The sequence below is a fragment of the Ruminococcus sp. AF17-1AC genome (assembly GCF_003461385.1).
In the GTDB taxonomy this organism is placed as follows: domain Bacteria; phylum Bacillota; class Clostridia; order Oscillospirales; family Ruminococcaceae; genus Hominimerdicola; species Hominimerdicola aceti.
This window is the reverse complement of sequence record NZ_QTWZ01000027.1, coordinates 1-21,136: the sequence shown is the minus strand read 5'-3', so window position 1 is coordinate 21,136 and position 21,136 is coordinate 1. Positions and strand designations below refer to the sequence as shown.

The 21,136-nt window shown below is 39.7% G+C and carries 17 protein-coding genes, 1 tRNA gene and 1 pseudogene; 11 read left to right on the top strand and 8 right to left on the bottom strand.

From position 1 onward, the window contains the following. Together DWW81_RS13660 and DWW81_RS13655 are read left to right on the top strand one after the other, a co-directional pair. Nucleotides 1–443 (top strand): annotated as a pseudogene (locus DWW81_RS13660) (IS1182 family transposase); the annotation flags it as partial. Then, on the top strand, nucleotides 436–930 hold the full coding sequence (locus tag DWW81_RS13655; RefSeq protein ID WP_242989634.1) for a transposase: 495 nt from the start codon (nucleotides 436–438) through the stop codon (nucleotides 928–930). The pseudogene DWW81_RS13660 and the gene DWW81_RS13655, both read left to right, overlap by 8 nt. Before the next feature lie 420 nt (nucleotides 931–1,350). Here the strand turns inward: DWW81_RS13655 and DWW81_RS12395 are convergent, their stop codons facing one another. Genes DWW81_RS12395 through DWW81_RS12380 form a run of 4 tightly spaced genes read right to left on the bottom strand, consistent with a single transcriptional unit; the run spans nucleotide 1,351 to nucleotide 5,798 of the window. After that, the gene (locus tag DWW81_RS12395; protein WP_117898054.1) at nucleotides 1,351–2,841 is read right to left on the bottom strand and encodes an aryl-sulfate sulfotransferase; all 1,491 of its coding nucleotides are present in this window, start codon (nucleotides 2,839–2,841) and stop codon (nucleotides 1,351–1,353) included. 17 nt (nucleotides 2,842–2,858) lie between these two features. Beyond that, nucleotides 2,859–3,911 (bottom strand): ABC transporter substrate-binding protein, encoded by a 1,053-nt coding sequence (locus tag DWW81_RS12390; RefSeq protein WP_117898053.1) that lies wholly within the window; start codon nucleotides 3,909–3,911, stop codon nucleotides 2,859–2,861. Nucleotides 3,912–3,936: 25 nt separating this feature from the next. Then, nucleotides 3,937–4,713 (bottom strand): ABC transporter permease, encoded by a 777-nt coding sequence (locus DWW81_RS12385; RefSeq protein WP_022288445.1) that lies wholly within the window; start codon nucleotides 4,711–4,713, stop codon nucleotides 3,937–3,939. 17 nt (nucleotides 4,714–4,730) lie between these two features. After that, nucleotides 4,731–5,798 carry an ABC transporter ATP-binding protein gene (locus DWW81_RS12380; RefSeq protein WP_117898052.1) on the bottom strand — a complete coding sequence of 356 codons (1,068 nt, stop codon included), beginning with the start codon at nucleotides 5,796–5,798 and terminating at the stop codon, nucleotides 4,731–4,733. A gap of 374 nt (nucleotides 5,799–6,172) precedes the next feature. Between DWW81_RS12380 and DWW81_RS12375 the strand changes: the two genes are divergently transcribed. The 4 genes from DWW81_RS12375 to DWW81_RS12360 all read left to right on the top strand — a co-directional run bounded on the left by DWW81_RS12375 (nucleotide 6,173) and on the right by DWW81_RS12360 (nucleotide 10,412). Further along, nucleotides 6,173–6,484 (top strand): thioredoxin family protein, encoded by a 312-nt coding sequence (locus DWW81_RS12375; RefSeq protein ID WP_022288447.1) that lies wholly within the window; start codon nucleotides 6,173–6,175, stop codon nucleotides 6,482–6,484. Between the two features lie 98 nt (nucleotides 6,485–6,582). Then, nucleotides 6,583–6,666: transfer RNA gene (locus tag DWW81_RS12370), tRNA-Leu, on the top strand. Nucleotides 6,667–7,042: 376 nt separating this feature from the next. Continuing rightward, on the top strand, nucleotides 7,043–8,344 hold the full coding sequence (locus DWW81_RS12365) for a tyrosine-type recombinase/integrase (protein WP_181982747.1): 1,302 nt from the start codon (nucleotides 7,043–7,045) through the stop codon (nucleotides 8,342–8,344). 1,405 nt (nucleotides 8,345–9,749) lie between these two features. After that, nucleotides 9,750–10,412, top strand: a complete 663-nt coding sequence (locus tag DWW81_RS12360; RefSeq protein ID WP_117898050.1) for a type III toxin-antitoxin system ToxN/AbiQ family toxin — start codon at nucleotides 9,750–9,752, stop codon at nucleotides 10,410–10,412. 34 nt (nucleotides 10,413–10,446) lie between these two features. Here DWW81_RS12360 and DWW81_RS13320 read toward each other — a convergent pair whose 3' ends face one another. From DWW81_RS13320 to DWW81_RS12340, 4 genes are all read right to left on the bottom strand, one after another. Further along, nucleotides 10,447–10,776: a transposase gene (locus tag DWW81_RS13320; protein WP_117898049.1), complete on the bottom strand. Its 330-nt coding sequence runs from the start codon at nucleotides 10,774–10,776 to the stop codon at nucleotides 10,447–10,449. Between the two features lie 206 nt (nucleotides 10,777–10,982). Continuing rightward, entirely contained in the window at nucleotides 10,983–11,885 is a 903-nt protein-coding gene (locus DWW81_RS12350) for a hypothetical protein (RefSeq protein ID WP_117898048.1), read from the bottom strand. A gap of 13 nt (nucleotides 11,886–11,898) precedes the next feature. Continuing rightward, complete coding sequence (locus DWW81_RS12345) at nucleotides 11,899–12,609, bottom strand: class D sortase (protein ID WP_181984654.1); 711 nt, start codon at nucleotides 12,607–12,609, stop codon at nucleotides 11,899–11,901. A 48-nt stretch (nucleotides 12,610–12,657) separates the two neighbouring features. Next, nucleotides 12,658–13,260 carry a hypothetical protein gene (locus tag DWW81_RS12340; protein ID WP_117878052.1) on the bottom strand — a complete coding sequence of 201 codons (603 nt, stop codon included), beginning with the start codon at nucleotides 13,258–13,260 and terminating at the stop codon, nucleotides 12,658–12,660. 384 nt (nucleotides 13,261–13,644) lie between these two features. Between DWW81_RS12340 and DWW81_RS12335 the strand changes: the two genes are divergently transcribed. The 5 genes from DWW81_RS12335 (at nucleotide 13,645) to DWW81_RS12315 (ending at nucleotide 21,006) form a co-directional block, all read left to right on the top strand. Beyond that, nucleotides 13,645–15,720 carry a glycoside hydrolase family 3 C-terminal domain-containing protein gene (locus tag DWW81_RS12335; RefSeq protein WP_117898046.1) on the top strand — a complete coding sequence of 692 codons (2,076 nt, stop codon included), beginning with the start codon at nucleotides 13,645–13,647 and terminating at the stop codon, nucleotides 15,718–15,720. An 86-nt stretch (nucleotides 15,721–15,806) separates the two neighbouring features. Continuing rightward, nucleotides 15,807–16,367: an MATE family efflux transporter gene (locus DWW81_RS12330; RefSeq protein WP_181982745.1), complete on the top strand. Its 561-nt coding sequence runs from the start codon at nucleotides 15,807–15,809 to the stop codon at nucleotides 16,365–16,367. A 214-nt stretch (nucleotides 16,368–16,581) separates the two neighbouring features. Continuing rightward, entirely contained in the window at nucleotides 16,582–18,063 is a 1,482-nt protein-coding gene (locus DWW81_RS12325; RefSeq protein WP_117898044.1) for a polysaccharide biosynthesis tyrosine autokinase, read from the top strand. A gap of 19 nt (nucleotides 18,064–18,082) precedes the next feature. Next, on the top strand, nucleotides 18,083–18,787 hold the full coding sequence (locus DWW81_RS12320) for a CpsB/CapC family capsule biosynthesis tyrosine phosphatase (RefSeq protein WP_117898043.1): 705 nt from the start codon (nucleotides 18,083–18,085) through the stop codon (nucleotides 18,785–18,787). Between the two features lie 110 nt (nucleotides 18,788–18,897). Further along, nucleotides 18,898–21,006, top strand: coding sequence for a nucleoside-diphosphate sugar epimerase/dehydratase (locus tag DWW81_RS12315; RefSeq protein ID WP_242989633.1), 2,109 nt, complete (start codon nucleotides 18,898–18,900; stop codon nucleotides 21,004–21,006). Nucleotides 21,007–21,136: the final 130 nt, after the last annotated feature.

The window sequence follows — 21,136 nt, the reverse complement described above, 5'->3', positions numbered from 1 at the left end:
TTTATTATACTTTGATTGTTTTGTATGTGTCAAGTTTTATTATACAGGATTACGAAGAATATGCCATCGAATATCTCGAACAGATATTGAAGCAATATATACAGCTTTGCGGTTTTGATCCTGCTTCTGCTGTCAGGGGACGTGGACATCATAAAACTCCAGAACAGCGATATTATGATAAGCTTACAAGTTACATTGCGAGACTAAAAAAGTATGCAGAACACATAAAGATATGCGGAGATGAACGCAATAGTTATTCCAAGACCGATCATGACGCAACATTTATGCGTATGAAAAAGGACTATATGGGTAACGATCAGCTTCTTCCGGGCTACAATATCCAATTAGGTGTCTGTGATGAATATATCGCAGTATTCGACGTAAAACAATATGCTTCTGATATGGAATGTTTCAAGCCTTTGATAGAAAAGTTCAATGTATGAAAAGGAAAGCAAGGACAAAAAATATCGAGATGATCCGTACAGAGCAGTAAATTTTCCGATAGATGCAGATGGCGATCCAATATGTCCTAACGGAAAAAAGTTTCATTATCTTTACAGCAGACCTGTAAGAGGAAACAAATATGGCAGAACAGAAGAATTTTATCAATGTGAAGATTGCAGTAATTGTCTGCAAAAAGAAAAATGCTGTAAGTGCAAAGGGAATCGTAAAATTCGCTTGAATGAAGAACTGACAAAGTTTCACAAGGAAGTGCTCTGCAACCTGAACAGCATTCACGGAGCACTGCTGCGTATGAACCGAAGTATCCAGTCGGAAGGTGCAAACGGCATTATCAAGTGGAACAGGTCATATACCCGAGCTCGCAGAAGAGGATCAAAAGCCTTGAATTTAGAAATTGCGATGATTTGCTGTGGTTTTAATCTTCATAAATTCCACTTGAAAAAGCCTGCAATAAAAAAAGCGGCATAAATTTAGAATATTTTCCAGATTTTCAACACGGCAAAAACGCAGTTTTTGTGCCGCTGTGTTTGCTGTACCCAAAATTCAGCCAAAATAGTTATTTTTGCGATCTGGAATAAAAAAGAGTCGAGATTTCCCAAAAGCAGGAAATCTCGACTCTTTGAGCGCTGTTTTTTTACAACGCCTTATTTTTGTTTATGCTATTCCTTCTTGCGAAGATATCCGTCATCATCATATTTCTTAGCTATATGCTGTGCAGCTTGCCAATCGCCCCATTTGTCTACAGCCTTATTCCAAATTGTCATATATTACAACATGTTTTCTGAGAAAGTTTACATTTATCAACATGGAAGTTGAAATAGCCTAAACTCTCTGCGGTCTTAAAAAAAGCAGCCTCGTTTTACAGAAGCTGCCTTATGTACATTAATTTTATTCTAGATCTTTTTTCTTTACAGAAGCAACACAGAAGTCGATGCGTTCTTCATCATCTTCTTCATTTCCTGAACCTGTGAGAGGAACTCCTTTTGTTGGATCGATCCCGTCAACGGCTGTAACAAGCCCTGTACCCTCGCCAATAGAAGCACCCGGTACTCTGAACTTTGTAATGTCGATAGGATCGATAGAGGTCTCAACAGGCTTTTCAAGCTGTGGTATCCACTCGTATGGTACACGATAAGCTCTGTAGATCATGTTGCTTTTGAATGTTCCGGCAAAATTCTTGAAATAAGGGTTTACAAATTCCCAAACTATTTCATGGTCAGGTGTGACCTCAAGAAGATGTCCATCTGAACCTTCCGTAATAAGAGTGTTTCCGTTCGGAAGTCGCTGTGCAGAGCTGATGTATGAGCTATAGAACTTAGAAGCGTCAGTAAAAAGCAGATTTCCTGCTTCAAGGGGAGTGTACTGCCATGTTATTTCAAGTGTAACAGGATTGAATTGAAGTACTCTTGAGTAATCTCTGTGTGCATTGTTCACGCCTGTGAGGGAAGCAGGGTTAGGTGTGCCGTAGCCACCCTCGCCACCGTTATCGAATACCAACAGGTCGCCCTCTCCAGGAAGTCCCTTTGGTATCATGTGCAGGTGGTGCTGACCAATTATCCAGCCAAGCTTCTTTGTGGCTTCGCTTTCGTTGAAGTTAGGACCTACACGCCATACTATCTTACCTGTTGATTTCTCGATAATTCCGAGTATGTTTGAGTTTCTTGCGTCAAATATGATATTGTCTGGGTGGAAGCGTTTGTCGCCTGCGTCATACCACTTATTTTCGCCAAGGGTAGAGAAGTTGTTTATGTGCATCCAATCTCCACCTGCCTCACCGTGAAGACCAGGGTTTCTGAACAATGCGTTCTTTGCGGCCTCGTCAAAGCCAAGCTCATCAAAGTGGTCGCTTGCACGCCAGCTCCAAATTATATTGCCTTCCCAATCCACCTCGATGATCTTATCGTCGATAAGTCTTTTGTCTGAAATATCGTGGTTGTAGAGGTTCTCGTGAGTAAGGATAAGTGTATTGCCACTGTCTGTCTTTGGCTCACCATTTGGATAATAGTAACCCACAGTGCTGCCCTCACGCTGAAAATCATGGTGCTGTCTAGCCATATAGACCAGTTCTTTACCCGGGTCGGCAACAAGTTCAGTTTTGTCGAATTTCCATACGATATGACCGTCCCAGTCTACCTGAACAAGATCAAGTTGATCCTGATATGCATATTTACCTCCTCTTGCTCCTGTTGTGCCCATTACATATCCGCCTGGGAGTATTTTGTTAGGAAATCCTCCCAGTCCAGCCCAAAGCTTAACTTCATTGCCATTCATATCTATGAGCAAAGCACCTTTAGCGGACGGGAAGATCGTATAGCCGCTGTAGGCTTTTTCTTTGTTGTATATTGTAACTCCTGTTGGATAAATGCTTGGATAACCCATGTCTGATTCCTCCTTGTTTATTTGTCTGCTTTTGTCAGGTCTGCCGTAACGTTATCTGGAAATGCTTTTTTTGCTGCATCTGGATAATAAAATTCCCTTATGTTGTAACTGTTTGGATATTTACCATTCTCATACGCCCACTTATTTATTTCATCAAGATGAGATGCAGCTTCCTCAGAAAGTCCAAGTTTAATACTGTACTGTTCCCAGTTTGTTTTGAAATCATCTGGTTCGATTCCATATTTCTTTGATATTTTTTCAGCCGACTCATCTAAGTTGTCATTTATGTATTTAACGCTTTCATCAAGTGCTTTAAGATAGTTCGTAAGAGTTTCAGTATTGTTCTTTGCAAAGTCGTTTGATGTTATAAGATAAGCAGATACGTTTATCCCTATATCTTTTGCAGATGCGACCTGAGTCCAGCCCTCTGCTTCATATTTTTTTATAGCTGAGCCTGTAACGATAGCGGCTGATGCCTCACCGTTATGTGCAACTGCTATCTGAGTTGATATGGAATCTGTGTTGACGTTTTTCTGCTTTGACGGGTCAAGTCCTAAATAAGTCTGAGCCTGCCAGTTGAAGTATTCTGAAACTGTTCCAATAGAAGTTATCCATCCTTCACTTTCATCTAAAGCATCAAGATCATCTTTGTATTTTGGTGCAACAAAAAGACCACCGTTATATGAAACGCTAGAACTTAGATCTGAAAAAATCACAAGATTAGTGTTATCGAGAGTATTTCCAATTCTGTTTACAGCAGCAAAATCTGCAAGCAGTCCTGTATCTGCTGTGCCTGTTGCAATAGCGTCAACTGTGTTAATGCCGGCAGCGTATTCTGATGTTTCGAGAGATATACCATATTTCTCAAATATTCCTTGCTCCATACCGATATAGTCGGCATACTGATCTGGCTGACCTGTCATGTTCGCAACTCTCAAAACGCTAAGCTCTTTACCGTCTTTGGTAACCTTCTTTGCGGTTTTTCTGCTTGATGAACTACCGCATGATGCAAGAAGAGCTGCAGTCAATGCTGTCGATGCTAATATTGCGATTATCTTTTTTATGTTCATTTTTAAATCTCTCCTGTTAAATTAATTATTTTACGTCAAAGTGTTTAAGTTTTTTCTTGCCAATAAACTGAAGGATCCTGTCAGCAGCAAAGCCAATCACAGCAAGTGTGACGATTCCTGCAAAAGCCCAGCTTGTTTTGTAATAAAGCTTTGAACTGTTTATAAGATAACCAAGACCATCACTGCCGACCAGCATTTCAGCTGCCACAACACAGATAATAGCTGAGCTAAGTCCTAGTCTTATTCCAGTGTAGATATTAGATACCGCTGATGGCACAACTACTGTGAAAAAAACTCTTGCTTTTTTTGCCCCCATACAGGAAGCTGCTTCCACAAGCTGCTTATCAGTTGAAGCCACACCTGCTATAGTGTTTACGAACATAGGGAAGAATGATGCGTAGAAGATAAGTGCTACTTTTGATTCTTCGCCTACTCCGAACCACATTAGAAAGAGTGTCGTCAATGCAATAGCAGGCACAAATCTGAAAAAACTAAGTATAGGTTCAACGAGCCAGCGTACAGGTCTGAAATTTCCTACAATAAGACCCATAGGAACAGCAAAAATTATTGAAAGTAGCCAACCTTTTATTACTCTTCCGACGCTTGCAACAATGTCACTCCAAAGAGTTCCGTCTTTGATAAGTTCCTTCATGCTGTCGATCGTTTCCTTTGGGCTTGGAAGAAAATATTCATCATATTTCAAAGATCCTATTCCCCAAAGGGCAATTATTGCTACCCATGATATGATGCCACATTTTAGTATCTTCTGTATAGCAGAGGACTTTGTTTTATTATTTTCCATCTTTAATGTCCTCCTTACTAAATATAATACAGCTCTGAGTCATCAAGAGCTTTGTTTACGAGAATATTTGTCGTGTTTTCATCAATAGTGTAAAGCTTCTTGATAAGTACTTTTACCTTATCACCTTTTTTCAGACGGGAAGCGTTCAGCGGATATCTGCCTGTTACTGAGATACCGTCTATGGAAGCTTTAACCTCAAAGGCGTTTCCTCTGAATGAAACTTCTTCCACAACGGCATCCTCCATTGAGCTTTCAAACTGGTGATACTCGCTGTCTTCAAATTTGTTTATCTCGATAAACTCAGGTCTGATTATAGCTGAAGTCTTGCCCTCTGTTGTTTCAAAGCCTTTGAGCTTGCTGTAGTCCTCGATAACTGCGGACTGACCGATAAACTGAGCAACAAAAGGAGTTTTAGGTTCAAGGTATATCTCAACCGGATTGCCTATCTGCTCGACTCTGCCTTTGTTTGTGATAACAATTTCGTCTGCGACCTCTATTGCTTCGTCCTGATCGTGTGTAACGAAAATGCTTGTTATGCCTATTTTATCAATAGTATCACGAAGCCATGTTCTCAGTTCTTTTCTTACCTTTGCGTCGATAGCTGCAAAAGGTTCGTCAAGTAGAAGGAGTTCAGGCTGAGGTGCTAGTGCTCTTGCAAGAGCGATACGCTGCCTTTGACCTCCGCTGAGCTGGTCAGGATAACGCTTGCCAACGTCAGGTAATCCAACAAGTTCAAGAAGCTCAGCCACACGTTGTTTAATATACTTCTTATCTTTTTTCTGAACTTTCAGACCATAAGCTATATTATCGTAAACTGTCATAAAAGGGAAGAGCGCATAGCTTTGAAAAACAAATCCGATACCTCTTTCATTTGATGGAAGTTTGTTGACATTTTTACCATCTATAATAATATCGCCGCTATCCTGTTTTTCCAAACCTGCAAGCATACGCAGGATAGTTGTTTTACCGCTGCCGCTCGGTCCAAGCAGACCGATAAGCTTTCCCTTTTCAATACCAAAACTTACGTTATCCGAAGCTTTAAAATCGCCATAGCTTTTATTAATGTTTTTTAATTCTATATACATAGCTGACAACTCCAATTAAGATATATTGCTGTGATAGTTCCAGTGTCAACATCGCTACATTCGCTTATTAATCTTTGACAATTTAAGCTCCTCACTTTCAATTCATATCAAGTCGATATGATTAGTATGCTTTTATTATACATGATTTTATGGAAATGTCAATAGCTATGAGTGATTTTTGTGAAATCATACATATATGATAGGAATACCTTATTATTGTTGTACATTTTATTCATAACTAACATATATGAGAAATATGATATACAGAAATGTTTGATAATACTCTTGACAAAGTGTGTAAATAGTGATATAATCACTATATTCATAGTAAAGCTATATGAATAATATAATATATATTGGAGGAAATAAAAAAAATGCTTACAGAACTGACAAACCAGAATTACAACGAGCTGATATCAGCAGACAAACCGCTTGTTATAGAATTTTACTCACCTACCTGTGTACACTGTAAAAGAACAGAGGCAGGGCTTAACGAAGCTGCAGAAGAGCTTGGAGAAACCGCTATCATAGCTAAGTGTGATATCACCTCTCAGCCAGATCTTGCGAAGAGATATGACGTTACAGCACTGCCAACACTCCTTTTTATAAAGAACGGTGATATCAAAAACAAGCTTGAGGGTTTTACGCACAAGCTGATAATTCTTGACAATATTAAGAGATTATAAAAAAACAGTCCGATGTTTTGAGCATCGGGCATTTTTTTTGAGCAAAAAGTCTTGACAAAGTAGGGAGTTTATGATAAAATAATAATGTTGTTTTGTATGCGGGTGTGGCGGAATTGGCAGACGCGATAGATTTAGGTTCTATTGGCAACACCGTGCAGGTTCAAGTCCTGTCACCCGCACCATACTTGTGCAATAAAATAGATGCACACCTCGAAAAGCTCGTATTTACGAGCTTTTTTTGCGTTTTGAGGGTAAAAATTCCAGGTGTAAAACCGTAGATGCTTTTTCGTTAAAAAAGGATCTGAACCATCAACAATTAAACATCGTCAAACAAAGCGGCAGACTTTGAGTATATTTTGCTCTAAGCCTGCCGATTTTTTATGAAAAAACTTTCACAAAGTTTTCAATACAAATTTATTGGATCTGCCGATTTTGTTGGTATCTCTTAAAACAGAGAAACCAATAGGATCGGCTTTTTTCATTTCTAAGGAAAGAGATGATACCCATGTAACAGCTATACTATTAAAAAGAAAACCTAAAACAAACGGAGGTATGTCAATGAATGAAAAACTCATAATCAACACAAATCTGCTTCGCAAAGAACCTGAATTCAAAACGTACACTTGCGTGGTGGAAAAAGCTGTGCCTGTTCCGACCGAAGAATTTGAGAGGCTGAAGCACGCTCCGATGTGCAATAACCATCTCATAAGCGAAAACCTTAACAGTATGTGGTACGGCAACGGCGTACATCATTGTCTGCTGATCTACGACAAGCAACAGGGCGACGGCTTGTTAATAGAGTCTGAGGGTGCTCCCTATGTAAGATATGCCCAGTTTATTCCAAACGCAAAACTGCTGTATGAAAATCATATGCAGAATCATTTACAGGAATTAAAGTTCTGCTGTCCCCTTGAAATCAACAGAGAGCCGGAATGTTGGAATGATGAGTATGAGGAAATCTCGTCCTATGAGGTTTCTGTTTATGAATCGGAGATAAACCGATTTATTGAAGATTTTACAATGCCCGAGGAGAAAGGACGGGGTCTCATGAACTGGTATGACAAGGGCAATTCAGTCGACGAAAAGGTACGCTCGGCATTTATGTCGGTCGAGGGGCGTGACGGAGAGCTTGTCGGAGTTATCACGGCTAAGATTTACGGTCAGCTTACGGAGGAAGAACTTGAAGAATTCCGCTTGTACTGCGAGGGACAACTTTCAGACGGCGTTGGGCAGTCTCTTGAACAGCGGCCTATAAAAACTCCCGACGGCGATATTTACGTCAGCTTCTGGAGTTCGGATGAAAGCTGGAGTGAATGTGGTAAGTATCCATACACAGAGCTGTTGACGCTCATTCTATTTACTGGAATGCGTCGAGGAGAAGCCTGCGGTCTTGAATGGGAGGACATAAACCTTGAACAAGGCTCGATCACTGTTCGTCGTTCGAGTTATTATCTCCCTGGCTTAGGTACATACACAGATACGCCTAAAACCAAGTTTTCAAAGCGCATAATAGCTATCAATGACAAAGTTATCAATATTCTTCTTTCGGTCAGACGGCGGCAGTTGGAGCTTGGTATAGTCAGTAAAAGAGTGTTCACCTACAGAAACGGGAAGCCATTAAATCCAAGCTCTGTTACAAAGTATTTTCATAACTTTATAGAGGAGCATGACCTGCCGAGCTGTTGTGTGCATACACTCAGGCACACCAATGCTTCACTGCTCATTGCAGCCAAGACACCGATAACAACAGTTGCTGGTCGTCTGGGTCACTCAACCCCTGAGATAACTCTGAGGTTGTATGCTCATCAGATGTCCGAAGAAAACAAGAAAGCGGCTGAGGCGATTGAGAAAATGCTATGAGCTATTCTTTTGGTGGGCTTGACATTTTACTAAAAGTAGAGTATAATATAGTTGAAGATAAGGTGCGAGGGTAACACTTTAAAGAAATCCCAGTTGAAGATTTTCCCCTAGTACAATCCGTACTAGGGGATTTTGATTAGTTTGAAAGAGGAATAGCATGAAAAAGTAATATGAGATAAATTACTTATCAGAGGATTTTTTTGAAAAATATGACTCCAAACATTTTCCTGAAATTGAGCATAAATTAAATCGTCCTTATTTAGTCCTTGTTTTAAAAGTCGAAAATAATACATATGCTATTCCATTTAGAACAAATGTATCACATAAAGCTTGCTATCGTTTTAAAAATTCATCAAGAGATACTCATAGTTTTACTGGTCTTGATTATTCAAAAGCTGTTGTAGTAAATGATGATAGATATATTGGAACGGCTGCTTTTATTGATGAAAAAGAATTTCTAGAATTAAACAGAAAATATTACTTTATAATAAAACAATTTTCAGCGTATGTTAGTGGGTATAAAAAATATGTAGCTGGAGAATTAGATGATTTTTCTTCAAAGAAATATGGATATTCTACTTTGCAATATTTTCATTCTGAAATTGGTATATCAGTAAAACAGAATATTGAGCCTAAAGAAAAAGCAGTTGCTGCAAGCACTGATGTGCCTGCAATTCACCCTGCTGTCATACGCAGACGAAGAAAGGTGGGTAGATCTCGCTAATTAATTATATTAATTATATTAAATTGCTAATTGCATTATTGACATTCTGTTGTTTGTGTTGTATAATATCAGTGTTGTAAGCTTGATGAGCTTGCAGCGGTTGTCCTGACCGTGCAAAAATGGGAGCTATCAAAGACGGAGACCCTACCGTATAAAATAAATGGGAGTTTTAAAAGGCGGGAGCCCTACCGAGCAAATAGGATCAAAAGCAGTACAGCTGTGCTGCTTTTTTATGTTGAATTATACTTGACATTTTGTCGCAAGTAGAGTATAATATAGGTGAAGATAAGCAATGCTTATTATATGAAGGTCTTTGACCTTTGTAAAAAGAGGTAGTCCCTACCGTATAAGTGGGAGTTGTAAAAGCAGCGGACCCTACTGTGAGTGGGAGTTGTGATTATTAAGGCTGCGATTTTTTCGCAGCCTTTTTTCTAAAGGTGCTTGACTTTTTTTCAAAAATGCAGTACAATATAATTGAGGATAAGCAAAGCTTATCATATGAGGGTTTTTGACCCTTGTAAAAAGAGGAGAACCCTACCGTAGAAGTGGGACCGACTAAAGAGGAGAACCCTACCGTAGAAGTGGGACCGACTAAAGAGGAGAACCCTACCGTAGAAGTGGGACCGTGCTTTAGCTGTGCTGTTAGGCACAGCTAAAGTTTTTTATTAGTGAGGGTGTAAAATGAAAGAAAAATTTAGACTATATTATGTTGATTTGAAATATATTCGTGACCTGCATAACGTTGATGATAATGTAATGTCAGTGTCCCCACAAACAGGTAAAGAGGATCGTCCTTTTTTAGGCATAGTTACTATTATTGAGAGTAAAAAATATTGTGTTCCATTAACGTCAGGTGACAAAATAAAATTTAAACATAAAAAGAACTCTATTGATTTCATAAAAATACCAGATGAAAATATGAAAGATGAGTTTGGTGCATATATTACTATTGGCGGAATAAATCTAAACAATATGATACCAGTAAATGATACTGTTATTCAACCAGTTGATATTGCAATACAGAGTAGTGACAATAAGAAACAGAGAAACAATAAAAAAAGGTTGACTAAAGAACTAGACTGGTGTCAAAGAAATCAAGATTTAATTACTCGTAAAGCTAGAAAACTTTATGATTTGAGGCTTAATCATTCAATGGAGAATATCAACCTCACACGCCGTTGCTGTGATTTCAAAAAGCTTGAGGCTGTTCTTGAAAGACGTTTGGCTAAAGCGCAGTCAAACGAGTACGAGCCGAAAGAAAAAGCTGTTGCGGCAAGTGCAGAAATTCCAGTTAGACATCCAGCCATTATACGCAGACGCAAAAATACAGGCAGATCCTGTTAGGGGCTGCCTGTTCTCTGTTTATTGAAAAGCTTGATCAGAACTTTGAGCCGTCCGTCGTCATTATAGAAAAGCTGTTCGCCATAAAGTCTTTCAACTGCTTTGTCCAGATTGATATGTGCAAGAAGCAGCTCAGGCGGTAGGTCATTATAGACATTGTCGAGTGGCTTGGCGGAGGATTATCCTGCAGCAGCCACATAAATCGAATATCGGTTTTGCAGAGCTTTTCTATTTTTCGCAATGATTCATATCCGTTTTCCATAAATGCAAACAGTATTACTTTCAGCAAAGTTTCTTCTTCATATCTTGGACGGCCTGTCCTGCGGTCCTCGGTCGTCAGGTATTTACTCAGATCAATATGATTCATCACTTCACAAAATGTATATACCGGGTCAGTTGTTTCAATTATTTTTTCAATTTCTATTGGAAATTTTAATTGATATGGTGTATAATATTCTTGTGGTTGGTTATTCATGATACTTTAATTATACCACAAAAAAAGACTGCTGTCTTGCTTTTTGGCAAGATCGCAGCCTTTTTTCTTGGGAACTTTTTTTACAGCCCCTGATAAATTTAGCATTTTTCTTTCTTTTTGAACTTTGTCAGATTGATTATCAACGCAAAAAGTGCCATAAAAAGAACTGCCACTACGAGAGTAACTGTCGATAATTTAATAAGGCTGTCAGTTAAGCCATACATGGATCTTGTGAGTGCATTATACACAGTGTCATTATGTATCGCAAGCCCGTCATAATATTTTGTACCCTTTAGGATAGCACACGGAACAAGAATGAGCATTGAGGAACAGAAAAGTGAAGTGCCTACCCAATAAAGCAAACCGCCTATATGCTTTCTGTTTACTGCTGCCATAACGCCTATAAATATAACAGCCGTTGCAATAAGAGCTATCCTTATTTTTCTCGCAAGCACAAGCAGATCTTTAAGCTTTGTGGAAATGCCATTAGGTTTATTTATATGACTCAAAAGCATAACGTCAAGGTCGGATTCGATTGCCTGTTCCACATTTTTTATTGTCTTCTGCTTTATGTCTTCAAGTTCCTGAGTATATTCAACGCCTTCTTTTTTAGCCCATTTTGTATAATCGTCTGAGATATTCTTTTCAAGAAGCGTAAAGTCTGCCTTAAACTCAGGAAGTTCGTTCTTTTTGCCAAGAATATAACTGAAAGTATCTTCAACATAGCTATAAATAGCGTTTGATACATCAGTTTTGTTAATCGACTTCTTCAGGGTATCAGCTTCAACACCAGTGTAGGCATATTGTTGTTCACAATATGTCTGTATCTCCTGGAAAGCCGTGTCCTCGATTTTTATCTTGTGCATACTGTTCGTATAGGTTGTCGGTTCAAAGAAAATATTGTCTGCCGCAAACAGAAGTGACAGCGCAAGGAATATAAACGCCAAAAACAGTGAGATTATCAGATTAGGCAGGTAGTTGTATAGTTTTTTGTTTTTCACAGATCTTACCCTCCTAATTCTTATATTCTTTGCTTACGACTTTGCAGATAACATATAGCCTCTGATCTGAAAGACCCATATAGCCATTGTTCCAGCAAGTGTAGAGTATCAGATCATCTACAGGTGGATCTGCGGTCACGTCATAATACAAAAGGGAAGTATCTGTATCTGGAAGTACCTTAGTTTCTGTGACCTCATAAGTAAATTTGCCATAATCTGTTTTTAGTATCACTTGATCTCCCACTAGAATATTAGGTAAATATCTGAAATAAGTGTGGTTATGTGCCGCAAGGACAACTCTGCCTGTAGCACCTATATATGCAGAATAGTTAGATTGCACGACCCCTTTTGCTAGGAGATCATCAGAGTCTCCCCAGTAAACAGGCTCTTTAACAATGCCTGCCTTATCATTCTTTACGGTCAGCTCGGCATATTTGTCACCATAATACGGATAGATTATCTCATGCTGTTCCGTCTTTTTATCAGAATCTGGCACTGTGACTTTTGTTAATCCCTTCATAGGCAGTGCGTCTGCATTTCTGTATTTATTATCCTCTGATGGGTTTTTCAAATGAGCGTTCTCATTGAACGCTATTGCTGCATATCCTTGCAGCTCTATGAATTTTTTATAACTTACCAGCGTCATGATAGACAAACAAAGAGCCAAAACTAAAAGAGGCGTCAAGACCATTACAGCCACTGACGTCCTCTTATTTTTTTTCATTTTGTTTGCGTCAGACGAGGAAGCCTTATCCTCTTTCCTGACCATATCTTAGCACTCTTTGTTCTTCTTAACAGCTACTGTAATACCAAATGCACTAAGAGCAAGTGTAAGAACCGCAGCAACCTGAACAGCTGTCATGCTGTTTGCACCAGTATTAAGAGAACCGTTACCTGTGTTTGTTCCAATGTTTGTATTGCCATCTGAATCAACGACCTGAACGTTCCAATCCTTGCTTGTAAGCTCATCTACCTTGATAGTAACACCAAAGTGATTACCTGTAGCTACGCAAGCATCAGCAATAGCCTTTCTGCTATCCTCGCCCATTTCCTTAAACACCTGTCTAAGCTGATCGTTTGTTAGTGAAGCAAGATCTGTTCCTGCACCAAAAAGCTTGTCAGCAACAGGCTGAACATATGTAGCACCACAATCAGAGAGAGCCTTTACCATGTAATCATAGTCAGCAGAGCTGAACTTTGAAGCGTGGGAATCAAGGTAGTTCTTAAGCTCTGATACATGGTTAGAAGGAACACCTGCTGATTTAGCTGCAGAAACAACATCAGCAGAAGAAGCTGCTGATGCGCTTACAACCATTGTTGAAGCAATGATGAACGCAGTAACAGAAGCCGAAATTGACTTAAATATCTTTTTCATAACACCTATCACCTTTCGTAATATTTTCTTATAACAACATTATACACTATTAAAATTCGATTGTCAATGATATTATTGGTATTTTTTTCAGAAAAAAGCAAATATTTTTACGATGATTTGAAATAGTTATGTTTAAGTGCGTATATGCGCTATTTCATGTAATTGTATATTACTGGAAAATATAAAAGGTCCTCGGCATTCTCAAACAAAAGACTTATAACATTACTGTATTAGTGCTTTTATGATTTTTGTCAAAGCTGATCTCAAAGCATTTAGATATAATTTCTACATTAATTATTATAATTATACGCCTTGACACGATATCATGCCATGGTGTATAATTTTCGTGTATTATATAATTGATGTAATGAACAAGGAGGATATATGAAAATTTATCTCAATGAAAGCCTTTCAGCTCAGGAAAGAGCTGAAGCACTTGTAAATGAAATGACCGTAGAGGAGGCGGCTTCACAGCTTAGATATGACGCTCCTGCTGTTGAGCGGCTCGGCATTCCTGCCTATAACTGGTGGAATGAGGGTATTCATGGGCTTGCACGAAGCGGTGTTGCCACCATGTTTCCACAGGCAATAGGTCTTGCGGCTATGTTTGACACCGACCTTGTGTTAAAAGTGGCAGATATAACCTCCACAGAAGCTCGTGCCAAGTATAATGAGTATTCAAAGCGTGATGACAGGGATATATACAAAGGTCTTACCCTTTGGGCACCTAATATAAATATTTTCAGAGATCCACGCTGGGGCAGAGGTCATGAGACTTACGGTGAAGACCCTTATCTTACCGCAGAGTGCGGCAAGGCATATGTAAAAGGCTTGCAGGGTAGTGGCAAGGTACTGAAAACTGCCGCTTGTGCAAAGCATTTTGCAGTACATAGCGGGCCTGAGGCTGTTCGCCATGAATTTAATGCAGAGGTTAATTGGAAAGACCTTGAAGAGACCTATCTTTATGCCTTTGAGGAGCTTGTGAAAAAAGCAAAGGTCGAGGGTGTAATGGGTGCGTATAATCGTGTGAATGGCGAGCCGTCATGTGCTAGTGAGTTTCTAATGGGCAAGCTCGACAAATGGGGTTTTGATGGCTATTTTGTTTCTGATTGCTGGGCAATAAGGGATTTCCACGAACACCATATGGTGACGTCTTCTCCTGTAGAGTCGGCCGCAATGGCACTTAAAGCAGGTTGTAATGTGAACTGCGGTTGTACGTATGTACATCTGCTTTCTGCTCTTGACAAGGGGCTTGTGACAGAAGATGAAATCCGGGCTTCCTGTGTTGCTCTTATGAGAACTCGCATAAGACTTGGTATGTTTGACAAGTCAACGGAATATGACAACATACCATACAGCGTTGTTTCTTGCCCTGAGCATAAAGCTGTATCCTACCAGTGTGCAGTGAAGTCCATGGTGTTGCTCAAGAACAAGGGTATTCTTCCGCTTGACAAAAAATCAATATCAACTATCGCTGTAATAGGTCCAAATGCGGACAGCAGAGCGGCTTTAGAGGGCAATTATAACGGCACAGCCGACAGGTATGTTACTTTCCTTGAGGGTATCGAGGACGCATTTGATGGCAGGGTGCTTTATGCTGAAGGCTGTCACTTGTATAAGGACAGAGTATCAGGTCTTGCTCAGGCAGGGGATAGATACGCTGAAGCTGAGGCGGCAGCGGCAAATTCTGATGTTGTGATACTTTGCGTTGGTCTTGACGCCACTATTGAGGGCGAGGAGGGCGACACAGGTAATGAGTTTTCATCAGGTGACAAGAACGATCTAAGACTTCCTGAAAGTCAGCGTGAGCTTATAAAGCGTGTAGCAAAGATCGGCAAGCCTATGATAGTGGTATGTGCGGCAGGAAGCTCAATAAATATCGAGCATGATTGTGACGCTCTTATTCACGCATGGTATCCGGGTTCAGAGGGCGGCAAGGCTATTGCGGATATTATCTTTGGTAAAGTGTCTCCATCAGGAAAACTGCCTGTTACATTCTATAATAGCGCCGACAAGTTGCCTTGCTTTACAGATTATGCTATGTCTGATAGAACATATAGGTACACGAGAGATAACATTCTTTATCCATTCGGCTATGGTCTTACTTATGGAGATGTTGTTGTTACATCGCTTAGTTATGACGATGGCAAAGTCAATGTAGAGGTAGAAAATAACGGTGCCGATACATGTGATGTTATCGAACTTTACATTAAATCACATTGTGATAATGCTCCGGCTTATCCTGAGCTGTGCGGCTTCAAGAGGATTTTTGTCAAAAAAGGTGAAAAGCTTGATGTTGAAATTGAAATACCTGACAAAGCTTTCACAACAGTGTCAGATATCGGCGAGAGAAAACAGTTTGCAAAGAAATTCACCCTCTATGTTGGTACGCATCAGCCTGATGAACTTAGTTGTCAGCTTAGTGGTACAAACTGTATGAGTATCGAGATAGAACGATAATGAAAAGAGATCTTACAAACGGCAGTATCATAAGCTTGCTTCTTGCTTTTTCAAGCCCGATGATACTGTGAAGTCTGCTCCAGCAGGTGTATAACATTGCCGATACATTTATTGCTGGCAGATTTCTTGGCGAAAACGCCCTTGCGGCTGTGGGCGGCACATACACCCTCATTACTTTTCTTTATTCGATCATAAAAGGTCTGTGCATTGGCTGTGGCTCGCTTGTTTCTTATTGTTTCGGTGAAAGAAATGAACGCCGCCTGAAAGGCTGTCTGAACATATCATTTCTGATGATAGGCTCTGTTACTTTGGTGACAGAGCCTATCACATTGTGCTTTCCCAATGAGATTTTGAAACTTTTGTATACTCCAATGAAAATAATGTTTTTGACATCTAATTATGTTAGAATTATCCTGTCAGGTGTGGGACTTTGCTTTTACACTCTTGCCAAAGAACCTCTTTTGCGACTATCCTTCAAGAAAAAATCTTGGAAGGATTGCAGTTTTGGTGAAGTGGTGCGAATGTCGACCGCTGCCTCAGTTCAGCAATCTGTCATGAATTTCGGCATACTTATGATACAAGGACTGGTAAATAGTTTTGGAACGACTGTAATGGCGGCTTTTACAGTAGCCGTTCATAATTGTTAAATTAAGCTGTCAGCTTATATGATTTTCCAACAAATACTTGGCTGATTTTGTTTGTCTTATTGTATGTTATAACAAAAAACCATTTTTTTGTTGAAATACAAAAAAACGTATCGTTTAAAGTTGACTTTTTGAATAGAATGTGATAAAATCATTATTGTACGGTTTATTTTTTGGAAAAATAACGAAAATATCAACAACAGGGTGAATAATACAAATGAAAAAAAATTACACTATCAAGGATCTTCTGGTACTTCTTCTCGGAAAGGTTTGGTATATCGTTGCCGCTTCAATAGTGTGTGCGATACTGGCCCTTTTCGTATCAAAATTTGTTATGAGTAAGCAGTATCAGTCACATGTTTCAATGTATGTTAAAAGTGCTGATAATCAGTCAACGGGTCAGGATAAGACTAATGTTGACTTACAGGACATTAACGCTTCAAAGTCATTGGTACAGACCTACATTGTTATACTTACTGATGACCCGGTAATGAACGAGGTAAGCGATAAGCTTCTTGAGATGTATACTCCTGAACAGCTTGCTCCTTATTTTACTGTAACAAGCGGCAGGGTTTCAAATGACGGCCTGAGAAATGCTTATAGCATGACCGCTGTAAATCAGACAGAGGTACTTCAGATAACTGCCACAACAACCAATGCAAAGCTTTCTTCTGACCTTTGTAACATCATGGCTGACGTCGCTCCAAGCTTTCTTATAAGAGTTATCGGTGCAGGCTCAGTTGAAAAGATAGGTGATGCTGAGGTTTACAATACACCTGTTTCTCCTAACACCACTAAAAATGTTGCCCTTGGCTTTGTTGGTGGCTTGATGGTGGCTGTTCTAGTGATACTTGTTATCGACTTCTTCGACAACACTGTAAAGAATTCTGATGAGCTTGGCGACATTTATCAGAAGCCTATCGTTGGTGAGATAATGAATATTGGCGGAAAGACTTCTAAAAAGGATGAAGGTTCTTCTGCTGACAGAAAAAAACAGCTTCTGTTCAATAATAAGGATATACCGTTTAATATTGTAGAGAACTACAAAACAATGCGTACAAACCTTATGTTTACACTTTCTACAACACGAAATAAGATAGTTGTCGTTTCTAGCCCTAATCCAAGTGAGGGTAAGTCTGTAACAGTTGCTAACCTTGCAGCTTCAATGGCTGAAACAGAAAATAAGGTTCTTCTTATTGACGCTGATATGAGAAGACCTGTTCAGCACAGAAACTTCAAGTTAAAAAACAATGTTGGACTTTCAACAATACTGAGTGGTGAAAGCACATTTGATAAGTGTGTGCATGAAACCAAGAATGGCAATTTTGCTGTTCTTACATCAGGCGTTTTGCCTCCAAACCCGTCAGAGCTTCTTGCTTCTGAGAAAATGCGTGAATTGCTTGAATATGTTCAGCATAAGTATGATTATGTTATTGTCGACGGAACCCCGTTACTTCCTGTAACTGATGTAATGAGCCTTGCTGATGAGGTCGCAGGCGTTCTTCTCATTGCAAGATATGGAAGAACTACATATCAGGAGATAGAGGAGTCTATGAAGAAGCTTGAGATAGGCGATTGTAATCTGCTTGGTTTCGTTCTTAATGATATTTCCGCAAAGAACGGTTCTCATTACGGATACAAGTATAAATATGACTACAGCTATAAATACGGTGGGAAGGATACTTCTGCCGAAAGTTAAATGACATGGAGATGTTAGATTGACTACCGATTATCACAGCCACATACTGCCGAATATTGATGACGGCTCTGACAGCATCAAAACATCACTTAAAATGATAAAAATGATGAAACAGCAGGGCATAGGTATAATTGTGGCAACACCGCATTTTTATATGCACAGGGAAGCTTCTTTAGACAGTTATCTTGTCAAACGGCAAAATGCTTATGAGAAGCTCATGGCGGCTGACCCAGCCGTGAAGGATATACATATTGGTGCTGAGGTGGCTATAGAAAAGGGTATCAGCGTATTAGGAGAACTTGAAAAGCTGTGTATCAGCGGAACAAGACTTATTCTTCTTGAACCACCATTCACTCAGTATAACAGTTGGATCGTCGAGGAGATAGACGAGATAGCAAATTTTCGAAGGCTTATTCCGATAATCGCCCATGTACATAGATATATGGGCGTTTATTCAAAGTCAGATCTGGAAAGTCTGATGTCTGTGGATGCAGTTTTTCAGATAAATGCAGAAGCTTTTGAGCATTTTTCCACAAGACGTTTTGTTAATAAGCTTATTTCAAGTGGCAGAGATTTTGTCTTTGGAAGCGATGCTCATGATCTTGATGATAGAAAACCTAATTTTGATCTTATAGCTAAAAGATCTGGAAGTGAAAATATAAGACGTTCTGATAAAGTACTCATGTCTGCTATGGCTGACGAAGAAAGAATGTTTGCTTTTTAAGTATAGAAAAAATATTGATGATATTATAAATAGCCTGCACTGTGCCATTGAGGGGTGGCCATGGTGTGATCTTATTCATTGCTTTAATTGAGCGGAGGTATGTTTTATTTATGGAGAAAACAAGTGAAAACACAGTTCAGGTGTGGAAAAACAAAAAGATAAAGCATTGGATGCTTATTGCATTCTTTCTGTGTTTCTATGATATTGTTGCCGTAAATCTATCCTACATTTTCGGACTTTTCATCAGATTTGACCTTACTTTTTCTGCAATACCGAAGGAGTATATGCTTGCCTATGTAAAGTTTGCTCCAATATATACAGCTTTCAGTGTTGTGGTGTTTTTTGTGTTCAAGCTTTATAATAGTTTGTGGAGATTTGCTAGCATTGGCGAACTGTCAAGGATATTTTTGGCCTCGATTGTTACTACCATATTCCAGGCTGTGGGTATAACATTACTCTTCATGAGAATGCCTGTGGCTTACTATATAGTAGGAGCAGGAACTCAGTTCGTGCTTATAACAGCAGTACGTTTTGCCTATAGATATATCACCCTTTTAAGAGCAAAACAGGTAACAAATCAGGTGGCAGTGCATAATGCAATGGTCATTGGTGCAGGTGCTTCGGGTCAGATGATCCTTAAAGAGCTTACGATGTCAGAACGTGCAAATGCAAGACCACTCTGCATAATTGATGATAACCCAAATAAGTGGGGAAGAAATATCGGAGGAGTTCCTATCGTTGGTGGCCGTGATTGCATTATGGAAAGCGTCAAAAAGTATAATATTGATCAGATCCTTTTTGCAATTCCAACTGCATCACCTGAGAACAAAAGGGATATCCTTAATATTTGTAAGGAAACAGGCTGTGAGATGAAACAGCTTCCGGGCGTTTATCAGATAACAAATGGTGAGGTGCTTCTCAGCAAGATGAAGCCTGTTGCAGTCGAGGATCTGCTTGGAAGAGAGCCTATCAGAGTAAACATGGACGAGATATTCCAGCACCTTAAGGGTAAGACCATTTTGGTAACAGGTGGCGGTGGTTCTATCGGAAGCGAGCTTTGCCGACAGATAGCAGGTCATGAGCCTAAACAGCTTATCATATTTGACATTTATGAAAACAATGCTTATGAAATAGAGCAGGAGCTTAAACGTAAATATGGCAGTAAACTCAATCTTGTGACGCTTATCGGCTCTGTCCGTGACAGCAGACGTATCAATGACGTTTTTGAAAAATACAGGCCTGATATCGTTTATCACGCTGCAGCACATAAGCACGTTCCGCTTATGGAAACAAGCCCTAATGAGGCTATCAAAAACAATGTTGTTGGTACATACAAGACAGCCTATGCCGCTTTGAAGCATGGCACAAAGAGGTTTGTGCTTATAAGCACTGATAAGGCTGTAAACCCTACTAATATTATGGGCGCAAGTAAAAGACTCTGCGAAATGGTCATCCAGAGCATGGACGCTATCAGCAAGGCAGGCAGGACAGATCTTCTACCTATGCTCCATGCACACGTTGATGAAATGACAGACGGTATGCTTGAGAACGATCCGATAGACGAGATAGCTGTTGATAATATAGAGAGCAGTGAAGCGGTTAAGATCGAAAGCGTTGGCAATAAGGATAGAAATGGCACACAGTTTGTTGCAGTTCGTTTTGGAAACGTTCTTGGAAGCAACGGCTCTGTGATCCCGCTGTTCAAAAAGCAGATAGAAGCAGGCGGTCCTGTTACTGTTACTCACCCTGATATCATAAGATATTTCATGACTATACCTGAGGCTGTGAGCCTTGTTCTTCAGGCAGGCACATACGCATGGGGCGGCGAGATATTTGTCCTTGATATGGGTGCGCCTGTGAAGATAGACACTCTTGCGAGAAATCTTATCAGACTTTCAGGATATAAGCCTGATGTAGATATTAAAATAGTTTACTCAGGTCTGCGTCCTGGCGAAAAGCTTTTTGAGGAGAAGCTTATGGCAGAGGAGGGCATGATGAAAACGGATAATGAGCTTATTCATATCGGAAAGCCTATACCGTTTGACACAGAAACGTTCCTTGGTCAGCTTGGAGAGCTTGCTCGTGCAAGCTATAACAATGACGAAAATATCGTTGAAATGGTCGAAAAGATCGTTCCGACATTTAGTCCTGTAGGTGATAAACCAAAAGGTAATGAAAAATATGGCAGAAACGCTGTTGCAGTTTCTGCGGTAAAATAATAAAAGATCCATATTTCAGCACTGCGGGGATTTCTGCGGTGCTGTTTTTATGCCTAAAATTTCACACTTTTTCTTGATGTGTAGGTTTGTCAATCATATTGGACACTATTATTAAGAAATTCGATAGGCG